This window comes from Bradyrhizobium sp. WSM4874 (genome assembly GCF_055811835.1).
On the sequence record NZ_JBVVPR010000026.1, the window covers coordinates 85105 to 102425 of the forward strand.

Below are 17321 nucleotides of genomic sequence, written 5' to 3' on the forward strand. Positions count from 1 at the left end.
CGCGGGGGGGGGGGGGGGGCCCCCCCCCCCCGGGGGGGGGGGGGGGGGGCGGCCCCCCCCCCCCCCCCCCCGCCTCCCCTCCCCCCCCCCCTTTTCCGGGCGCCCGCGGGCGGGGGCCCGGGCGCCGCGGGCTGCGAGCCGGTGTTTCTGCCGACCACCGCCGAAAATGGTTTCCTGCCCGATCTCGACGCCATCGACGAAGCGACGCTGGCGCGCACGGTGGCGTTTTATCTGGCTTCGCCCGCCAACCCGCAGGGCTCGGTGGCCTCGCGAGATTATTTCACGCGCCTGAAGCAGCTCGCCGACCGCTACGGCTTCGTGATCCTCAGCGACGAATGCTATTCTGAGATCTACACCCGCGAAGCGCCCGGCAGCGCGCTCGAATGTGCCGGCCCTGGTTTCACCCGCGTGGTTGCGTTTCAGTCGCTGTCGAAGCGCTCCAATCTGCCGGGCATGCGCGTCGGCTTCGCCGCCGGCGACAAAAAGTTCATCGGCATGTTCCTGGAGCTGCGCAACATTGCGGCGCCGCAGGTGCCGGTCCCGCTGCAGCATGTCGCGACCGTCGCTTACGGCGACGAGGCGCATGTCGAGGAGAATCGCAGGCTGTACCGGATCAAGTTCGATCTCGCCGACCAGATCATCGGCGATCGTTACGGCTATCGCCGGCCTGACGCCGGCTTCTGCGTCTGGCTCAACACGTCCGCAATCGGCGACGACGTGTCTGTGTGCCTAAAACTCTTCACGGAAGCAGGCGTGCGCGTGGTGCCCGGCAGCTATCTGGCGCGGCTCCAGCCCGACGGCTTCAATCCCGGCGCGGGCTACATTCGCCTTGCGCTGGTGCAGGATGGCGAGACCACGGCGCAGGCGCTGCACCGCCTGGTCGAGACTCTGGGTTAGGCGGGGCCCGTGAGCATGTCGACGATCGAACGTGTCATTCCCCTGGTCGGCCACCTGCCGCCCTCGATCCGCGAGGGGCTGGCGCGGCGCGTGCGCGAGCTCAGCGGTCTCGGCCTGATCGCATTGTCGGGCGTCGCCTCGGCGGCGTTGATGACCTGGTCAGTGCAGGATCCCAGCCTCAGCCACGCAACGTCGCGGCCGATCCGCAACATTCTCGGCTATGCCGGCGCGATCGGCGCCGACCTTGCGATGCAGATCCTCGGGCTCGGCGCGATCATGCTGGTCCTGACGGTCGCGGTCTGGGGCTGGCGCATGCTGACCCATCGCCCGTTCGATCGCGAGGCGCTGCGGCTCGGCTCCTGGATTCTCTGCACGGTGATCGCGGCGGGCTTCGTCAGCTGCTGGCCGCATGGCGGCGCCTGGCCGCTGCCGACAGGCCTCGGCGGCGTGGTCGGCGATGCCCTGGTTCGCGCGCCCGCGGTGATCTTCGGACCGGCGGGCATGATCTATCGCATCGTGCTCGGCACGATCCTGTTCGCGGCGATGTCGGCGACCTTCCTGATCGCCTGCGGCCTTGGCGCACGCGAGCATGACGACGAACTCGCGGAAATCGAGGATGACGACAAGCCGCTCGACCAGGACGAGGAGGGCGATCGCGGTTCGGTATCGCTGGGCTGGCTGTTCCACGCCTTGATGAGCACGAAGGCACGGCTGACCTGGTTGCTTGGCGCTGCCTACCGCTCACTGGTCTCGAGCGGACCGAAGACCAAGGCCGTTGCATTCAGCCGCCAGGAGCCGAAGCTCGGTGGCGGCCGCTCCGCGCCGCCGATCTCGCCGCAGTCGCAAGACGAGGACTACGAGGACGAGCACGAAGAGGTCGAGGAAGACGAGGAGGAAGAGGAGGAGCCGGTTGCGCGCGCCCCACGCAAGAAGGCAGCGCCGAAAGCCACTTCCAAGAAATCCTCCGACAAGTTCGAGCTTCCCTCCGTATCGGTGCTGGCCGCGCCCAAGGCCGGCGATCGCCAGCCGCTCAGCAAGGCCGAGCTGGAAGCCAATTCGCGCGCGCTCGAAGGCGTGCTGCAGGATTTCGGCGTTCGCGGCGAGATCGTGAAGGCCCATCCAGGTCCCGTGGTCACGCTGTACGAGCTGGAGCCGGCGCCGGGAATCAAGTCGTCGCGCGTGATCGGACTGTCCGACGACATCGCGCGTTCGATGAGCGCGCTGTCGGCGCGCGTCGCCGTCGTGCCCGGCCGCAACGCGATCGGCATCGAGCTGCCCAACGCCCATCGCGAAAAGGTCTATCTGCGCGAGCTGCTGGTCGCCAAGGAGACCGTCGATTCGGTTGCGAAACTGCCGCTTTGCCTCGGCAAGACCATCGGCGGTGATCCCGTCATCATCGACCTCGCGCGCACGCCGCACATGCTGATCGCCGGTACCACCGGCTCCGGCAAGTCGGTCGCCATCAACACCATGATCCTCAGCCTGGTCTACCGGCTGCGCCCGGACCAGTGCCGCCTGATCATGGTCGACCCGAAGATGCTCGAACTCTCCGTCTATGACGGCATTCCCCATCTGCTCACGCCCGTCGTGACCGACCCGAAGAAGGCCGTGGTCGCGCTGAAATGGGCCGTGCGCGAGATGGAAGAGCGCTACAAGAACATGGCCAAGCTCGGTGTGCGCAACATCGACGGCTACAACACGCGCCTGCTCGAATTGAAGGCCAAGGGGGAAGAGCCGACGCGCACGGTGCACACCGGTTTCGACAAGGAAACCGGCAAGGCGATCTACGAGGAAGAGAAGCTCTCGCTCGACCCGCTGCCCTACATCGTCATCATCGTCGACGAAATGGCCGACCTGATGATGGTCGCCGGCAAGGACATCGAAGGCGCGGTGCAGCGCCTCGCGCAGATGGCGCGCGCCGCCGGCCTGCACGTGATCCTCGCAACGCAGCGTCCCTCGGTCGACGTCATCACCGGCACCATCAAGGCGAACTTCCCGACCCGCATCGCCTTCCAGGTGACGTCCAAGATCGACAGCCGCACGATTCTCGGCGAGATGGGCGCAGAGCAGCTGCTCGGCCAAGGCGACATGCTCTACATGGCCGGCGGCGGTCGCATCAGCCGCGTGCACGGTCCTTTCGCGTCGGACGACGAAGTCGAGAAGGTGGTGCGCCACCTCAAGACGCAGGGACAGCCGGAATATCTCGAAGCCGTTACAGCCGAAGAACCCAGCGAGGACGAGGACGGCGCGGTGTTCGACGCGTCCGCCATGGGTGCGGATGGCGGCGGCGATTTGTTCTCGCAGGCCGTTGCGATCGTCAAACGCGACCGCAAGGCCTCGACCAGCTACATCCAGCGTCGCCTGCAGATCGGCTATAACCGCGCCGCATCGCTGATGGAGCGCATGGAACTGGAGGGCATCGTCGGACCCGCCAACCACGCCGGCAAGCGCGAGATTCTGGTCGAGGAAGAAGGCAGCCATATGTGAGGCGAGCCGCCTCAGACCACCATTTCACGCAAAAACGTTATCTGCTTTTGGCCGAAATCACGCTAAAAGGGCGCCCAGCCACACAGGACGACGCGTTGATCAGACATCCGGACATTCGATTCGCTGCCATCGTCGCCGCGCGGAGCGCGCGCATGGCGGGCGTGATTCTCGTCACCGCCGCGATGGTGATCACGGCGTCGTTCGCGCAGACCGTTCCCGTGCCGAAGCCCGCACCGAAGGGCCGCGATGGCGGTCCGGCCGGCGGCGGGCCCACTGTCACCGGCGCGACCCAGACGCCGCCGAATCCGGTGATCCCGGACCCGCGCCGCAACGTGCCGAGCAGCATCTTCCAGACCTTCGATGCCAACCAGAAGGCCCAGGCCGCAAAGGTCAGCGCCTATTTGTCGTCATTGTCGACGCTGGTCGGGAATTTCGTCCAGGTCGGCCCCGACGGCAGCAAGACGCAAGGCGACTTCTACATCCAGAAGCCGGGCAAGGTGCGCTTCGAATATGACGCGCCGAGCCCGATCGACATCGTCGCCGACGGATCGTCACTGGTGGTGCGCGACCGCAAGCTCGCGACGCAGGACGTCTACCCGCTGTCGCAGACGCCGCTGCGTTTCCTGCTGTCCGACCGCATCGACCTGATGAAGGACACCAACGTCGTCAACGTCTCGGCCGACGACGTCTTCGTCAGCGTCACCATCGAGGAGAAGCAGGCGCTGGTCGGCACCAGTCGCCTCTTGCTGATGTTCGGCGCCAAGGACGGCCAGTTGAAGCAGTGGACCGTCACCGACCCGCAGGGCTACGACACCACGATCGCGGTCTATAATCTGGACACGAGCAAGAAGCTCGATCCCGGCATGTTCAAGATCGACTTCACGAATTACGGCGCGTCGCCGGGCTAAGTGCCGTAGGGTGGGCAAAGGCGCACTTGCGCCGTGCCCACCATCTCTCATCCTCACGCCAGCTATGGTGGGCACGCTTCGCTTTGCCCACCCTACGGGACCTGTGGACACGCATTTGCGTACGCCCAATCCATGCTAAGACGCATCCCTCATGCGTTTTTCCCTGACAACCTGGAACATCAATTCGGTGCGGCTACGCATCGATCTGGTCGCAAAATTTCTCAAGAGCGCGCGACCAGACGTGCTGTGTCTCCAGGAAACCAAGTGCATCGACGACGCCTTTCCCCTGAAGCGCTTCAAGCGGCTCGGTTACGAGCATGTCGCGTTGAACGGGCAGAAGGGTTATCACGGCGTCGCCATCGTCTCGAAGATTCCGTTCGAGTCGAAGGACATCCGCACCTTCTGCGACAAGGTGGATTCACGCCACATCTCAGTATCGTTCGGTGAGAAGGCTGGGATCGCGAAGCCCCTGGTGGTGCATAATTTCTACGTGCCGGCCGGCGGCGACATTCCCGATCCCGCGTTGAACGAGAAATTCGATCACAAGCTCCGCTTCCTCGACGAGATGAAGGCGTGCGAGCCGTTGCATCCGCGCGGCGAGGACCGCCACATCCTGGTCGGCGATCTCAACGTTGCCCCACATGAGAACGACGTCTGGTCGCACAAGCAGCTCCTGAAAGTGGTGTCGCACACGCCTGTCGAAACCGAGAAGCTGCAAGCCGCGCTCGCCGCCGGCGAGTGGGTCGACGTCGCCCGCGAGCGCATTCCGCTGTCGGAAAAGGTCTACACCTGGTGGAGCTACCGCTCCGCCGATTGGACCGTCGGCGACCGCGGCCGCCGGCTCGACCACATCTGGGTCTCGCGCGTGCTGAAAGATGCGGTCAGCGATTTCAAGATTTTGCGCGACGCGCGCAGCTGGGAGCGGCCGTCGGACCATGTGCCGGTGACGGTGACGCTGGATCTATGATTACGGGAGATCCGTAGCCCGGATGGAGCGAAGCGCAATCCGGGACGGTCTTTCCGCAGGCGAGAATCCTGGATTACGCTTCGCTCCATCGGGCTACGAAGCTAAGACACTCAACTCGTCAACTTCGCACCGGCCATCAATATATCGCTGGCGATCTGGCTGGAGCGCACCGCGAATTCATCGCGCAGGCGAACGGCGGCGGCAGGGTCGCTTTCGAGCACGCGCTGAAACAGGCTGCGCGCGACGCGGATGACGGAGGCGTGCTCGATCGCGATCGCGCTCGACGGCCGCTTCATCGGTACGATCAGCGCGAGCTCGCCGATCAGCGCACCGGGACTTGCGATCATCTCCGCGCCGGCGCCGTCGTCGACCCGGAAGGCGCCGCGCTGGACCACGAAGCCCGCATCGGCATCGTCGCCGAGATTGAACAAGACGTCACCGCGGACGAAGTCACGCTGCTCGGAGCCGATCGCCAGCATGCGCAACGAAGCGTCTCCCAACAGGCGCAGTGTCGGGACACGCTCGAGAAGCGCTACATCGTCGTCGATTGACATTCAGGTCCGGGGCTCAAGGGCATGCAATCTAAACGATTCGCACGCCCCAGAAGCGTATCACGGCACCAGCTTGTAGCCACCGGCTTCCGTGACCAGGATTTCCGGGTTGGCGGCGTCCTTCTCGATCTTCTGGCGAAGGCGGTAGATGTGGGTTTCCAGCGTGTGGGTGGTGACGCCGGAATTGTAGCCCCAGACCTCCTGGAGCAGGGTCTCGCGCGAGACCGGCATCTGGCCGGCCCGGTAGAGGAAGCGGAGGATGGCGGTTTCCTTCTCCGTCAGCCGGACCTTGCGCGCGTTGGCGGCGGTCAGCATTTTGGAGCCGGGCCGGAAGGAGTAGGGGCCGACCGAGAACACCGCGTCCTCGCTGGCTTCGTGCTGCCGGAGCTGGGCGCGGATGCGCGCCAGCAGCACGGCGAAGCGGAAAGGTTTTGCGACATAGTCGTTGGCGCCGGATTCCAGCCCCAAAATCGTGTCGGAATCGGTGTCATGCCCGGTGAGCATGATGATCGGAGCCTTGAACCCACCCTTGCGTAACGAACGGACCACTTCGCGGCCATCCGTGTCGGGCAGGCCAACATCCATCAGGACGAGATCGGGGGCATTGGCCTTCGCGGCGCTCGCGCCCTTGGCGCCGGTATCGACCGCGGAGGCTTCGAATTCTTCGTGCAGCGACAATTGCTCCACCAACGTATCGCGCAGATCGGTATCGTCATCCACGATCAGGATCTTGCGGGCATTGGCCATAGGGGGTCATCCTTTTGGGGTCCGGCGCGGCGCGCATCCATGCTGCACCCAGCCGAGAGGGAAGTTTAGGGGTCGCCGTTATTATTGTTGTTCGTCTTGAAGTAGTGGGCTGTTACCGATTCACAAGCCAGAACCACTCTAACCCAGAATAGCAGGCCGTTTTGATGAATGTCCTGTAATGAATTCGACATCGCACGTTCACATGAAAAATAAAGCTGCGTCAGCTAGTTACAACATGAACCGAAGCGCCGGGCCGCTCTCGGCGATCCGCGTTAAGCCTGCCGCCGGGAATCCGCGCCGGGGTTGGCTGACTGCCGGAGCGCTGACGATTCCGGTGGCGCTCGGACGCGGCGGCATTCTGGCGAACAAGCGCGAGGGCGATGGCGGCACCCCGAGGGGCAGCTTCCGTCCCAGGCGATTGTGGTGGCGGGGCGACCGGCATAGCCGCCCGCAGACCTTCCTGCCGGCCCGGATCATCACCTGCGAGGACGCCTGGTGCGAGGACCCCAAGGACCGCCATTACAATCAGGGAATCCGGCTCGGCGAGGGGCAGGGCGGCGATCGGCTCAAGCGGGCCGACCATCTCTATGACTTCATCATCGAAATCGACCACAACACGAGGCCGCGGATCGCCGGCCGCGGCAGTGCGGTGTTTTTGCATCTGGCCCGCGACAATTTCGGCCCGACCGCAGGCTGCGTGTCGATGACCAAGGCTGCGATGCGACAATTGCTGCGGCGGCTGGGACCAAAAACAAAAATCATCATTGGGTGAGGACACATGCTCGACAGGGATCAGATCGCCGCCGCTTCGCAGGTCCTCGTCAAACATTGGCGCGACGGCACCAAGATTGACGCACTGGAGCCACGGTTACGGCCTCAGAACCGCACCGAAGGTTACGCCGTGCAGGCTGCGCTCAGCGGGACATTGTTTGGCTGGAAGATCGCTGCGACGAGCGAGTCCGGACAGAAGCACATCAATGTCGCGGGACCGCTGGCCGGTCGGATCATGAGCGACACCGTGATCGCCGATGGCGGCACCGCCTCGATGAAGGGCAACGCGATGCGCGTCGGCGAACCCGAGTTCGCTTTCCGCATGGCGCGCGATCTGCCGCCGCGCGCGGCGCCGTATCCTGTCGACGAGGTGCTCGCCGCCGTGGACAGCTTGCATCCCGCGATCGAGATTCCCGATTCGCGCTTTGCCGATTTTGTCAACGCCGGCGAGGCGCAGCTGATCGCCGACAACGCCTGTGCGCATCTGTTCGTGCTGGGCGCAGCGACGAATGCGAACTGGCGCGCCATGGATCTCGTCGAGCAGCGGCCGCAAATCACGCTGCGCGGCCAGCACTATCTCGGCCACGGCAAGAACGTGCTCGGCGATCCTTGGGTTGCGCTCGCCTGGCTGGCCAACGAGCTGCGTGGCCTCGGCATCACCTTGCGGGCAGGGGAGGTGGTGACCACGGGCACGTGCCATCCGCCGCTGCCGATCCAGGCCGGCGATCATTTCGCGGCTGATTTCGGCGTGCTGGGGACGGTGTCGGTGAGGTTCGAATAGGCCCCGCATACACCACCGTCATTGCGAGCGCAGCGAAGCAATCCAGAGTCCCTCCGTGGAAAGATTCTGGATTGCTTCGCTGCGCTCGCAATGACGAAATCGATAGCCGTTGCCGGGCGCGACCCAGGCTTACAGCTCTCACCGGTGCCCGAAGATCGCACTTCCCACGCGCACATGGGTGGCGCCGAGCATGATCGCGGTAGCATAATCCGCGCTCATTCCCATCGAGAGCTTCTTCAATCCATTGCGCGCGGCGATCTTGGCGGTCAGCGCGAAATGCGCCGCCGGCGGCTCGTCTACCGGCGGGATGCACATCAACCCCGATATCGTCAGCCCATAGCTGTCGCGGCAGCTCGCGATGAAAGCATCGGCCTCGCCGGGGGCGATGCCCGCCTTCTGCGGCTCCTCACCGATATTGATCTGGACAAACAATTCCGGGTGCTTGTTCTGGGATTCGATTTCCTTGGCTAACGCCTGGCAAATGCTCGGACGGTCGACCGAATGGATGGCATCGAACAGCGCGACCGCCTCTTTCGCCTTGTTGGATTGCAGCGGCCCGATCAGATGCAGCGCGATATCGGAGTAACCAGAAGTTAACGCGGGCCACTTGCCTTTGGCCTCCTGCACGCGATTCTCCCCGAATACGCGCTGTCCGGCGTCGATGACCGGGGTAATTGCATCCGCGGCGAAAGTTTTCGATACCGCGATCAGCGTCACGGAGCCACGTTCGCGGCGCGCATCCTTGCAGGCGCGCGCGATTTCGGCTTCGACCGCGGCGAGCGCGTTTGGTGAATGGCCGGTTAGCGGCGCGGCGTCGGCTTCAGTCATGATGTCGCATCGGAGTTGTTGTTGCGGAGCTAGTTCTAATTTTACCGAGTTCAAGAAAGAGTTTTTGAACCCTTTGCTTTACCTTGGCTGCGGGGTGGGCAGCGAAGATGGCAAACGTCAGTTTCAACCGCAAACGAGCGAAACTCAAGCAGGTTCTCGGAATCCGGGCGCGGCTTGCGTTGCTCGCGGTGATTCTGGTGACGCCTCTGATGTTCGAGCGCATCCGTTCGCTTGAAGACACGCGCACGCGGCAGATCGCGCAGGCCACGGCCGAATTCACCACCGTTGCAAGGCACAGCGCCGATGCGCAGCGCGAGGTGATCTCGTCGGTCGAGACCATCCTGAAATCGGAAGCTTTCATCCGCGCCTCCGCCGGCGGCATCAGCAAGAGCTGTGACGTGCTGCGCGCGAGCCTGCCGTCGAATCTCCCCTGGATCCGCACGCTTCTGATTGCGGGCCAGGACGGACGCATCCAGTGCGCCACCAACAACATGTATGTCGGTCTCGACCTCAGCGATCGGCCCTACTTCCAGCAGGCGCAGGAAACCGGCCGTTTCGTGCTGAGCGACTTCATCCTGTCGCGCCCGGTGCTAACACCGACCGTCATGGCGGTCTACCCGGTGTCCGCCTTTAGCGGCGTAGCGGATGCCGTCGTGCTCGCCACGGTCAACCTCGACTGGATGTCGAAGGTCATGAGCAATCTGGGCGGCCGCGCCGGCATCACGGCCGTGCTGGTCGACAGCGCCGGCATCGTGCTGGCGGCACCGGCCGACCAGCATAGCGCGATCGGCCGTCCGCTCGACAACATGCCGCTGATGTCCGCGATCGCCGACAAGGCGCTGAGGTCGGACCAGGACGAAGGCTCACTCTCTTTCCTCGCTGCCGACGGCTCCCGCCGCGCGGTCAGCTATATCCGCATCGCCGGGACCAATGCCCGCCTGATCGCCAGCATCGACGAGGACAAGGTGTCCGCGGCCGTGAGCCGCGACATCCGCACCGCCTATCTCCAGCTCGCTTTCGTCGTGCTATTCGTGCTGCTTGGCGCGCTGATCGCAGCCGAGAAACTGGTCATCAAGCCGATCAGGATGCTCGCCGACATGGCCAAGCGTCTGGGCGAGGGCGATCTTTCGGCGCGCGCCGCGCGCAATCGCCTGCCGGCCGAGTTCGTGCCGCTGGCCCGCGCGTTCAACGCGATGGCCGCGCAGCTCAGCCAGCGCGAACGCGAGCTGATGGCGAGCAACGACCGGCTCACGGTGATGGCCTCGATCGACATGTTGTCGGGGCTCGCCAACCGCCGCGGCTTCCAGAGCCGCCTCGACTTCGAATGGATGCGCGCGCAGCAATATGGCAGCGACCTCGCGCTTCTGATGATCGACGTCGACCATTTCAAGCTGTTCAACGACACCTATGGCCATCTCGAAGGCGATTCGTGCCTGACCAGGCTCGGCGAATCACTGTCCGGCATCGCCGCCGACACGATGGGCTTCGCGGCCCGCTACGGCGGCGAGGAATTCTGCCTGTTGCTGCCAAACACCGACGTGGCGCGCGCCGTTGAAATCGGCGAACAGGCGCGCGCGGCCGTGCTGAAGCTGTGCCTGCCGCACATCACCTCCGACCACATGATCGTGACCGTCTCGATCGGCGTTGCCGCGACAAAGCCCAACGAGAGTTTACGTCCGGGCGATTTGATCGAAGCCGCCGACGCAGCGCTCTACGCCGCCAAGCACCGCGGCCGCAACAACGTCGTCGAGCACGGCATCACCGTCATCGACAACGGCGCGGCGGAAATGATGATGGCGGGTTGAGGCTTAACCCGCCGCCCGGGCGCCATCGAGTTCGCTCTCTGTGACCACGCGATTGCGGCCGCTGTTCTTGGCGAGATAGAGCGCGCGATCGCAGCGCTCGATGAGATCGGTGATCGCTTCGCCGCTCCGGTACTGCGCAACGCCGATCGACACGCTGATATGGGGCAGGACCTCGCCGGTCGACCGGCGCGTGATCCTGCATTCCGCGATCGCGTGCCTGATGCGCTCGGCAATCTGGGCGCAGACGGCGAGGTCGGCATCCGGCAACACCGCGATCAGCTCCTCGCCGCCATAGCGGGCCGACAGGTCCTGCTCGCGGACCTTTTCGCGCAGCACCTTGGCCATCAGGCGCAGCACCTGGTCGCCGACGCCGTGGCCGAAACTGTCGTTGAAGGTCTTGAAGTGGTCGATGTCGAGCATCAGCACGCTGAGCGGCTCGCCCCAGTCCGCAGTTGTCTGCGCCTTGCGCAGGAATTCGTCGAGCGCCCGGCGGTTGGCGAGGCCTGTGAGCGTGTCGGTCCGGGCACGCTCCTCTGATTTGGAGAGAGAGGCGCGGATCACGTCGAGCTCGCGGGTCTTTTCCGCAAAGCCTGCCTCGAGCCGCGTCGCGCGGGTGGCCGCGCGGCCCAGCTCGTTCATGAGCTGGGCAACCAGCGCTTTGGGATCGACGCCGGCCTTGCCCTGGTCCGCGACCTCGTTGATCGCCTGCATCTGGGAGTGATTGTCGGCGATCGCGGTTGCTAGAAAATCCTTCGCCGCTCCCATGAGAGCATGCAGCCGCTCCGAGGTCTCCGAGACGATAGCGCCCCCCTTGGGCGCGACATAGGTCTTGAACAGATCCTGATTGGTCCTGACGTCGAAGGGACGGTTATGATCGATCAGGAGGTCGATGGCGTTGCGCAGATCGTCATGGCTGCCCGCGAAATAGCGAAACCAGACGGCGAAATTGGCCGGCGTGGCAGGGATCCGCTGTTCGGCCATGCTCCGCATCGCCCGTTCGGCAACGGACGCGGCATAGTCGTAATCGGGATCGTCGAAGCTGGCGTCCATCACAAGTCTTGAGAATTCTGGTCAGTCGCAAACTGGCATCGACCCCTTAATCACGCCCCAACGCGGCCTCAGTAGTTATGCGGTGCAGCGCCGAAGGTTCCCAAATTGCGGCAACCCATTGACCCCCTGAGGACTTCTATGGCCTAGTCCGCCGTCTTTAGACGGCCCAGATCCACGAAAACCCAACGATTCCATGACCTCCGAACGCTACAACGCCCGCGACGCCGAACCGCGCTGGCAAGCCGCCTGGGACCAACAGGCGATCTTCGTCTCCAAGAACGACGATCCGCGGCCGAAATATTATGTGCTGGAGATGTTCCCCTACCCGTCGGGGCGCATCCATATCGGCCATGTCCGCAATTACACGCTCGGCGACGTGCTGGCCCGCTTCATGCGCGCCAAGGGTTTCAACGTGCTGCATCCGATGGGCTGGGACGCTTTCGGCCTGCCGGCCGAGAACGCCGCGATCGAGCGCAAGGTGGCGCCGAAGGCCTGGACCTACGACAACATCGCCGCGATGAAGAAGCAGCTCCGCTCGATCGGGCTGTCGCTGGACTGGAGCCGCGAGATCGCGACCTGCGATCCCAGCTACTACAAGCACCAGCAGAAGTTGTTTCTGGACTTCCTGCGCGAAGGTCTCGCCGAGCGCGAAAAGCGCAAGGTGAACTGGGACCCCGTCGACATGACCGTGCTCGCCAACGAGCAGGTGATCGACGGCAAAGGCTGGCGTTCGGGTGCCGTTGTCGAACAACGGGAAATGAACCAGTGGGTCTTCAAGATCACGAAGTACTCGCAGGAGCTGCTGTCAGCGCTGGATACGCTCGATCGCTGGCCCGACAAGGTGCGGCTGATGCAGCGCAACTGGATCGGCCGGTCCGAGGGCCTGCTGATCCGCTTCGCGCTCGACGCGGCGACGACGCCGGCCGGCGAGAGCGAGCTGAGGATTTTCACGACGCGCCCCGACACGCTGTTCGGCGCGAAGTTCATGGCGATCTCGGCCGATCATCCGCTGGCACAGGCGGCCGCCGCGAAGAATCCGAAGCTCGCCGAGTTCATCGGCGAGATCAAGCGGATGGGCACGGCGCAGGAGATCATCGACACCGCCGAGAAGCAGGGATTCGATACCGGCATCCGCGCGGTTCACCCGTTCGATCCAAGCTGGAAGCTGCCGGTCTATGTCGCCAACTTCGTGCTGATGGAATACGGCACCGGCGCCATCTTCGGCTGCCCCGCCCACGACCAGCGCGATCTCGATTTCGTCAACAAATATGCTCTCGGCAACACGCCGGTGGTGTGCCCCGAAGGCCAAGATCCCAAGAGCTTTGTCATCACCGATACCGCCTATGACGGTGACGGCCGCATGATCAATTCGCGCTTCCTCGACGGCATGACCATCGATCAGGCCAAGGACGAGGTGGCGAAGCGTCTCGAAACCGAGCTTCGCGGCAACGCGCCGGTCGGCGAGCGCCAGGTGAATTTCCGCCTGCGCGACTGGGGCATATCGCGCCAGCGTTATTGGGGCTGCCCGATTCCTGTCATCCACTGTCCGAAGTGTGACGTGGTGCCGGTGCCGGATGCCGACCTCCCGGTGGTGCTGCCGGAAGATGTGAGCTTCGACAAGCCGGGCAACGCGCTCGATCATCACCCGACCTGGAAGCACGCCACCTGTCCGCAATGCGGCGGCAAGGCTAGCCGCGAAACGGACACCATGGACACCTTCGTGGATTCGTCCTGGTACTTTGCGCGCTTCACCGATCCCTGGAACGAGAACGCGCCGACGACGCCTGCGGTCGCTAACCGCATGCTGCCGGTCGACCAGTATATCGGCGGCGTCGAGCACGCGATCCTGCATCTGCTCTACAGCCGCTTTTTCACCCGCGCGATGAAGGCGACCGGGCACATCGCTCTGGACGAGCCGTTCGCCGGCATGTTCACGCAGGGCATGGTGGTGCACGAGACCTACCAGAAGGCCGACGGCACCTACGTCCAGCCGGTCGAGGTGAAGGTCGAGACCGGCGCCAACGGCCGCCGCGCCACGCTGTTGACGTCAGGCGAAGACATCCAGATCGGCCCGATCGAGAAGATGTCGAAGTCGAAGAAGAACACGGTCGACCCCGACGACATCATCGAGACCTATGGCGCCGACGTCGCCCGCTGGTTCATGCTGTCGGACTCCCCGCCCGAGCGCGACGTGATCTGGAGCGATGAGCGCGTCCAGGGCGCCTCGCGCTTCGTGCAGCGGCTGTGGCGGCTGGTGAACGACTCCATCGAACCCGGCAAGTCCGCGCCGGCGGCCCGGCCGGCCAGCTTCGGCCCGGACGCCACCGCCTTGCGCAAGGCCGCCCAGGGCGCGCTGGACAAGGTCACCACCGGGATCGAGCGGCTGCACTTCAACGTCTGCCTCGCCCATATCCGCGAATTCACCAATTCGTTTGCGGAGGTCTTGCAGCGTCCCGGCCAGCCGGCTCCAGACTTGGCCTGGGCGATCCGGGAGGCCAGCCAGATCCTGGTCCAGCTGTTCTCCCCGATGATGCCGCATCTGGCCGAGGAGTGTTGGCAGGTTCTGGGCCACAGCGGGCTGGTTTCCGAGGCCAATTGGCCCCAAATCGAACGCGATTTGCTGGTTGAAGACAGTGTGACCCTAGTGGTTCAGGTCAACGGCAAGAAGCGAGGCGAGGTCACAGTTGCAACAGCGGCCGAGAATCCGGAAATCGAGGCTGCCGTTTTGGCCCTCGATGCGGTAAAACTGGCCCTGGACGGCAAGCCCGTCCGCAAGGTGATTATCGTCCCCAAGAGGATCGTGAATGTTGTCGGCTAGGATCCGCACCGCAGCCCGCTTGCTGGCGGTCGCCGCATTGGCGGCCATGACGGCCGGCTGCTTCCACCCGATGTATGCCGAGCACACCGACGGCACCCCCGGCCTGCGCGAGAAGCTGATGGGGGTCGATCTGCCCCCGATCGCCAAGGCCAACGCGTCGCGCGAGGCCCGCGTCGGCGTCGAGGTCCGCAACGCGCTGGCCTTCAAGCTCTATGGCACGGCCACCGGCATGCCGCCGACCCATCGCCTCGAGATCCGCTTCGCAAGCAGCAAGACGTCGCTGATCGTCAATCCCAATACCGGCCTGCCGAGCAGCGAAAACTACGGCCTCGACGCCCAGTACAATCTGATCGAGGTGGTCAGCGGCAGGTCGGTGATGACCGGCACGACGTTCTCCCGCGTGTCCTACGACATGCCCGGCTCCTATCAGCGCTTCAGCCGCAACCGCGCGATACGTGATGCCGAGGATCGTGCCGCCAACGAGATCGCAGAGAACATCACGACTCGCCTCGCCTCGTTCTTCACCGCGGGCACTTAATTCATCCCGTCATCCCGGTTCGCCCGGAATGACGACCCCCAGGCAACATGGTCGCGCTGCGCGGAAAAGAGATCGACGCCTTTCTCGCCCGCCCCGATGCGGGCCGTCCGATCATCCTGCTCTATGGTCCTGACGCCGGCCTGGTCCGCGAACGCGCAGATGCGCTGATCGCCTCGGCTGTCGACGATCCAAACGATCCCTTTTCACTGGTCAAGGTCGATGGTGACGAGCTCTCCGCCGAGCCGTCGCGCCTCGTCGACGAGGCCATGACGGTGCCGCTGTTCGGCGGCCGCCGCGCCATCCGGGTGCGCGCCGGCTCGCGCAGCTTTGCCAGCGCTATCGACACGCTGGCGGAGATGGGCGTGAAAGATTGCCGCATCGTGATCGAGGCCGGCGAGCTGCGTCCGGAATCGCCACTGCGCAAGGCCTGCGAGCGCGCCAAGACGGCCGTCGCGATCGCCTGCTATCCCGATACCGAGCGCGACCTCGCCAAGCTGATGGAAGACGAGCTCCGCATCGCCAATCTGCGCATCGCGCAGGACGCCCGCGCAGCGCTGATGTCGTTCCTCGGCGGCGACCGACAGGCCTCCCGCAACGAGCTCCGCAAGCTCACGCTCTATGCCCATGGCAAGGGCGAGATCACGCTGGATGACGTGATGGCTGTGGTCGCCGATGCGTCGGAGCTGAAACTCGATCCGATCGTCGATGGTGCGTTCGCCGGCCGGCCCGAGATCGTCGAGAACGAGTTTGCCAAAGCCATGATCGCCGGCACCTACCCCGGCGTGATCATCTCTGCGGCGCAGCGTCAGGCGGCGTGGCTGCACAAATCGGCCCTCGCGATCGCCGACGGCACGCCCGCTTCCGCCGTGCTCGACAGCGGCTACCCGCGCCTGCATTTTTCGCGGAAGCCCGCGGTCGAAACCGCACTGCGTAATTTCAGCGTGGCGCGTCTCGCCGCCATCATCGAGCAGCTCGCGACGGCCGCGCTCGACACCCGCAAGCAATCTACCCTCGCCGCCGCCATCGCCCAGCGCACGCTGATGGCGATCGCCGCGAACGCGAAGCGGCGGGGCTGAGCACCCGCTCTGTCTGTCCCCTCGTCATTGCGACGAGCCCTTGCGACGAAGCAATCCAGAATCTCTCCGCGGAAAGATTCTGGATTGCTTCGAGACGCCGCTTCGCGGCTCCTCAGGGTGAGGGTGAGAGAGCGAAAACAACGGCTACACCGCGCCCTTTGCCAGCCGCCGCATGACCTCGTCGAGCTGATCGAGGTTGCGGTAGTTGATCTGGACCGAGCCGCCGGGGTCGCGGTGGCTCACCGTGACCTTGAGCCCGAGCGCGTCGCTGACGCGCTTCTCCAGGTCGACCGTATCAGGGTCCTTTTCCTTCGCTCCCGTGCGGGCCTTCTGCGGCTTGCGCTCCGGCACGCCCTCTTCATGCGCCAGCGCCTCGGTCTGGCGGACGTTAAGGCCCTCTTCGACGATGCGCTTGGCAGCCGCGAGCGGATCAGGCACGCCGATCAGCGCGCGCGCATGACCCGCGGTCAGCTCACCGCTCGTGATCAACGCTTGCACCTCGGCGGGAAGCTTCGTCAGCCGCATCATGTTGGCGATGTGGCTGCGGCTCTTGCCGACGACTTTGGCGATGTCGTCCTGGCTGCGTTTGAACTCGTTGGCGAGCGCGTGATAGCCGAGCGCCTCTTCCATCGGGTTGAGGTCTTCGCGCTGCACGTTCTCGACGATCGCGAACTCCAGCGCATCGCTGTCGCTGATGTCGACGGGAACGATCGGCACTTCGTGCAGGCCGGCCATTTGCGAGGCGCGCCAGCGCCGCTCGCCGGCGATGATCTCGAAGCGGTCCTGCGCCCCCTTCACCGGGCGCACCACGATCGGCTGGATCACGCCGTGCTGCCTGATCGAATCGCTAAGCTCCCTGAGCTCGCTTTCCGAAAAGGTGCGGCGCGGGTTGCGCGGATTGGGCTTGATGAACTCGATCGGCACCTTGCGCTGCGCGCGCGGCCGATCGACATGCTGAGCCTCGCCCCCGACGTCACCGATCAGACTCGCAAGACCCCGGCCCAATCGCGAACGCGCTTCGTCGGCCATCGCCAGCTCCCTTGGATTCACGCTGCAGCACTCCAGAACTGAATTTCGAATCGTAGGGTGGGTTAGCC

Annotated in this window: 14 protein-coding genes and 1 pseudogene; 10 read left to right on the forward strand and 5 right to left on the reverse strand. The window is 64.6% G+C overall.

Going from position 1 to position 17321, the window contains the following annotated elements:
* Positions 1 to 109: 109 nt before the first annotated feature.
* The 4 genes and pseudogenes from AC0L3P_RS24935 to xth all read left to right on the forward strand — a co-directional run.
* Positions 110 to 897, forward strand: a pseudogene (locus AC0L3P_RS24935) (aminotransferase class I/II-fold pyridoxal phosphate-dependent enzyme); the annotation flags it as partial.
* 9 nt (positions 898 to 906) lie between these two features.
* Positions 907 to 3384 carry a DNA translocase FtsK gene (locus AC0L3P_RS24940; RefSeq protein ID WP_473305916.1) on the forward strand — a complete coding sequence of 826 codons (2478 nt, stop codon included), beginning with the start codon at positions 907 to 909 and terminating at the stop codon, positions 3382 to 3384.
* A 152-nt stretch (positions 3385 to 3536) separates the two neighbouring features.
* Complete coding sequence (locus AC0L3P_RS24945) at positions 3537 to 4292, forward strand: outer membrane lipoprotein carrier protein LolA (protein WP_473305921.1); 756 nt, start codon at positions 3537 to 3539, stop codon at positions 4290 to 4292.
* A gap of 151 nt (positions 4293 to 4443) precedes the next feature.
* Positions 4444 to 5259: an exodeoxyribonuclease III gene (gene xth, locus AC0L3P_RS24950; protein ID WP_473305923.1), complete on the forward strand. Its 816-nt coding sequence runs from the start codon at positions 4444 to 4446 to the stop codon at positions 5257 to 5259.
* A gap of 110 nt (positions 5260 to 5369) precedes the next feature.
* Here xth and AC0L3P_RS24955 read toward each other — a convergent pair whose 3' ends face one another.
* Together AC0L3P_RS24955 and AC0L3P_RS24960 are read right to left on the reverse strand one after the other, a co-directional pair.
* A complete protein-coding gene (locus AC0L3P_RS24955; protein ID WP_007598631.1) occupies positions 5370 to 5813 on the reverse strand; it encodes a cyclic nucleotide-binding domain-containing protein in 444 nt (147 codons plus the stop codon).
* A gap of 57 nt (positions 5814 to 5870) precedes the next feature.
* Positions 5871 to 6557, reverse strand: coding sequence for a response regulator transcription factor (locus AC0L3P_RS24960; protein WP_007598630.1), 687 nt, complete (start codon positions 6555 to 6557; stop codon positions 5871 to 5873).
* Between the two features lie 235 nt (positions 6558 to 6792).
* Between AC0L3P_RS24960 and AC0L3P_RS24965 the strand changes: the two genes are divergently transcribed.
* Positions 6793 to 7329: a L,D-transpeptidase family protein gene (locus AC0L3P_RS24965; protein WP_473305925.1), complete on the forward strand. Its 537-nt coding sequence runs from the start codon at positions 6793 to 6795 to the stop codon at positions 7327 to 7329.
* 6 nt (positions 7330 to 7335) lie between these two features.
* Positions 7336 to 8109 (forward strand): 2-keto-4-pentenoate hydratase, encoded by a 774-nt coding sequence (locus AC0L3P_RS24970; protein WP_473305927.1) that lies wholly within the window; start codon positions 7336 to 7338, stop codon positions 8107 to 8109.
* A gap of 138 nt (positions 8110 to 8247) precedes the next feature.
* Here AC0L3P_RS24970 and AC0L3P_RS24975 read toward each other — a convergent pair whose 3' ends face one another.
* The gene (locus tag AC0L3P_RS24975; protein WP_473305929.1) at positions 8248 to 8937 is read right to left on the reverse strand and encodes a YggS family pyridoxal phosphate-dependent enzyme; all 690 of its coding nucleotides are present in this window, start codon (positions 8935 to 8937) and stop codon (positions 8248 to 8250) included.
* A 107-nt stretch (positions 8938 to 9044) separates the two neighbouring features.
* Between AC0L3P_RS24975 and AC0L3P_RS24980 the strand changes: the two genes are divergently transcribed.
* On the forward strand, positions 9045 to 10742 hold the full coding sequence (locus AC0L3P_RS24980) for a diguanylate cyclase domain-containing protein (protein ID WP_275169001.1): 1698 nt from the start codon (positions 9045 to 9047) through the stop codon (positions 10740 to 10742).
* 3 nt (positions 10743 to 10745) lie between these two features.
* On the opposite strand, the gene AC0L3P_RS24985 is transcribed toward AC0L3P_RS24980, so the two are convergent.
* Positions 10746 to 11792, reverse strand: a complete 1047-nt coding sequence (locus AC0L3P_RS24985; RefSeq protein WP_473305933.1) for a GGDEF domain-containing protein — start codon at positions 11790 to 11792, stop codon at positions 10746 to 10748.
* A gap of 193 nt (positions 11793 to 11985) precedes the next feature.
* On the opposite strand from AC0L3P_RS24985, the gene leuS reads away from it, so the two are divergent.
* Genes leuS through holA form a run of 3 tightly spaced genes read left to right on the forward strand, consistent with a single transcriptional unit; the run spans position 11986 to position 16224 of the window.
* Positions 11986 to 14610, forward strand: coding sequence for a leucine--tRNA ligase (leuS, locus tag AC0L3P_RS24990; protein WP_473305936.1), 2625 nt, complete (start codon positions 11986 to 11988; stop codon positions 14608 to 14610).
* Complete coding sequence (lptE, locus tag AC0L3P_RS24995; RefSeq protein WP_473305938.1) at positions 14597 to 15148, forward strand: LPS assembly lipoprotein LptE; 552 nt, start codon at positions 14597 to 14599, stop codon at positions 15146 to 15148. The genes leuS and lptE overlap by 14 nt, the downstream gene beginning before the upstream one ends.
* 47 nt (positions 15149 to 15195) lie before the next feature.
* Complete coding sequence (gene holA, locus AC0L3P_RS25000; RefSeq protein ID WP_275168993.1) at positions 15196 to 16224, forward strand: DNA polymerase III subunit delta; 1029 nt, start codon at positions 15196 to 15198, stop codon at positions 16222 to 16224.
* Between the two features lie 144 nt (positions 16225 to 16368).
* Here holA and AC0L3P_RS25005 read toward each other — a convergent pair whose 3' ends face one another.
* Positions 16369 to 17253, reverse strand: a complete 885-nt coding sequence (locus AC0L3P_RS25005) for a ParB/RepB/Spo0J family partition protein (protein ID WP_275168991.1) — start codon at positions 17251 to 17253, stop codon at positions 16369 to 16371.
* Between the last annotated feature and the right edge of the window lie 68 nt (positions 17254 to 17321).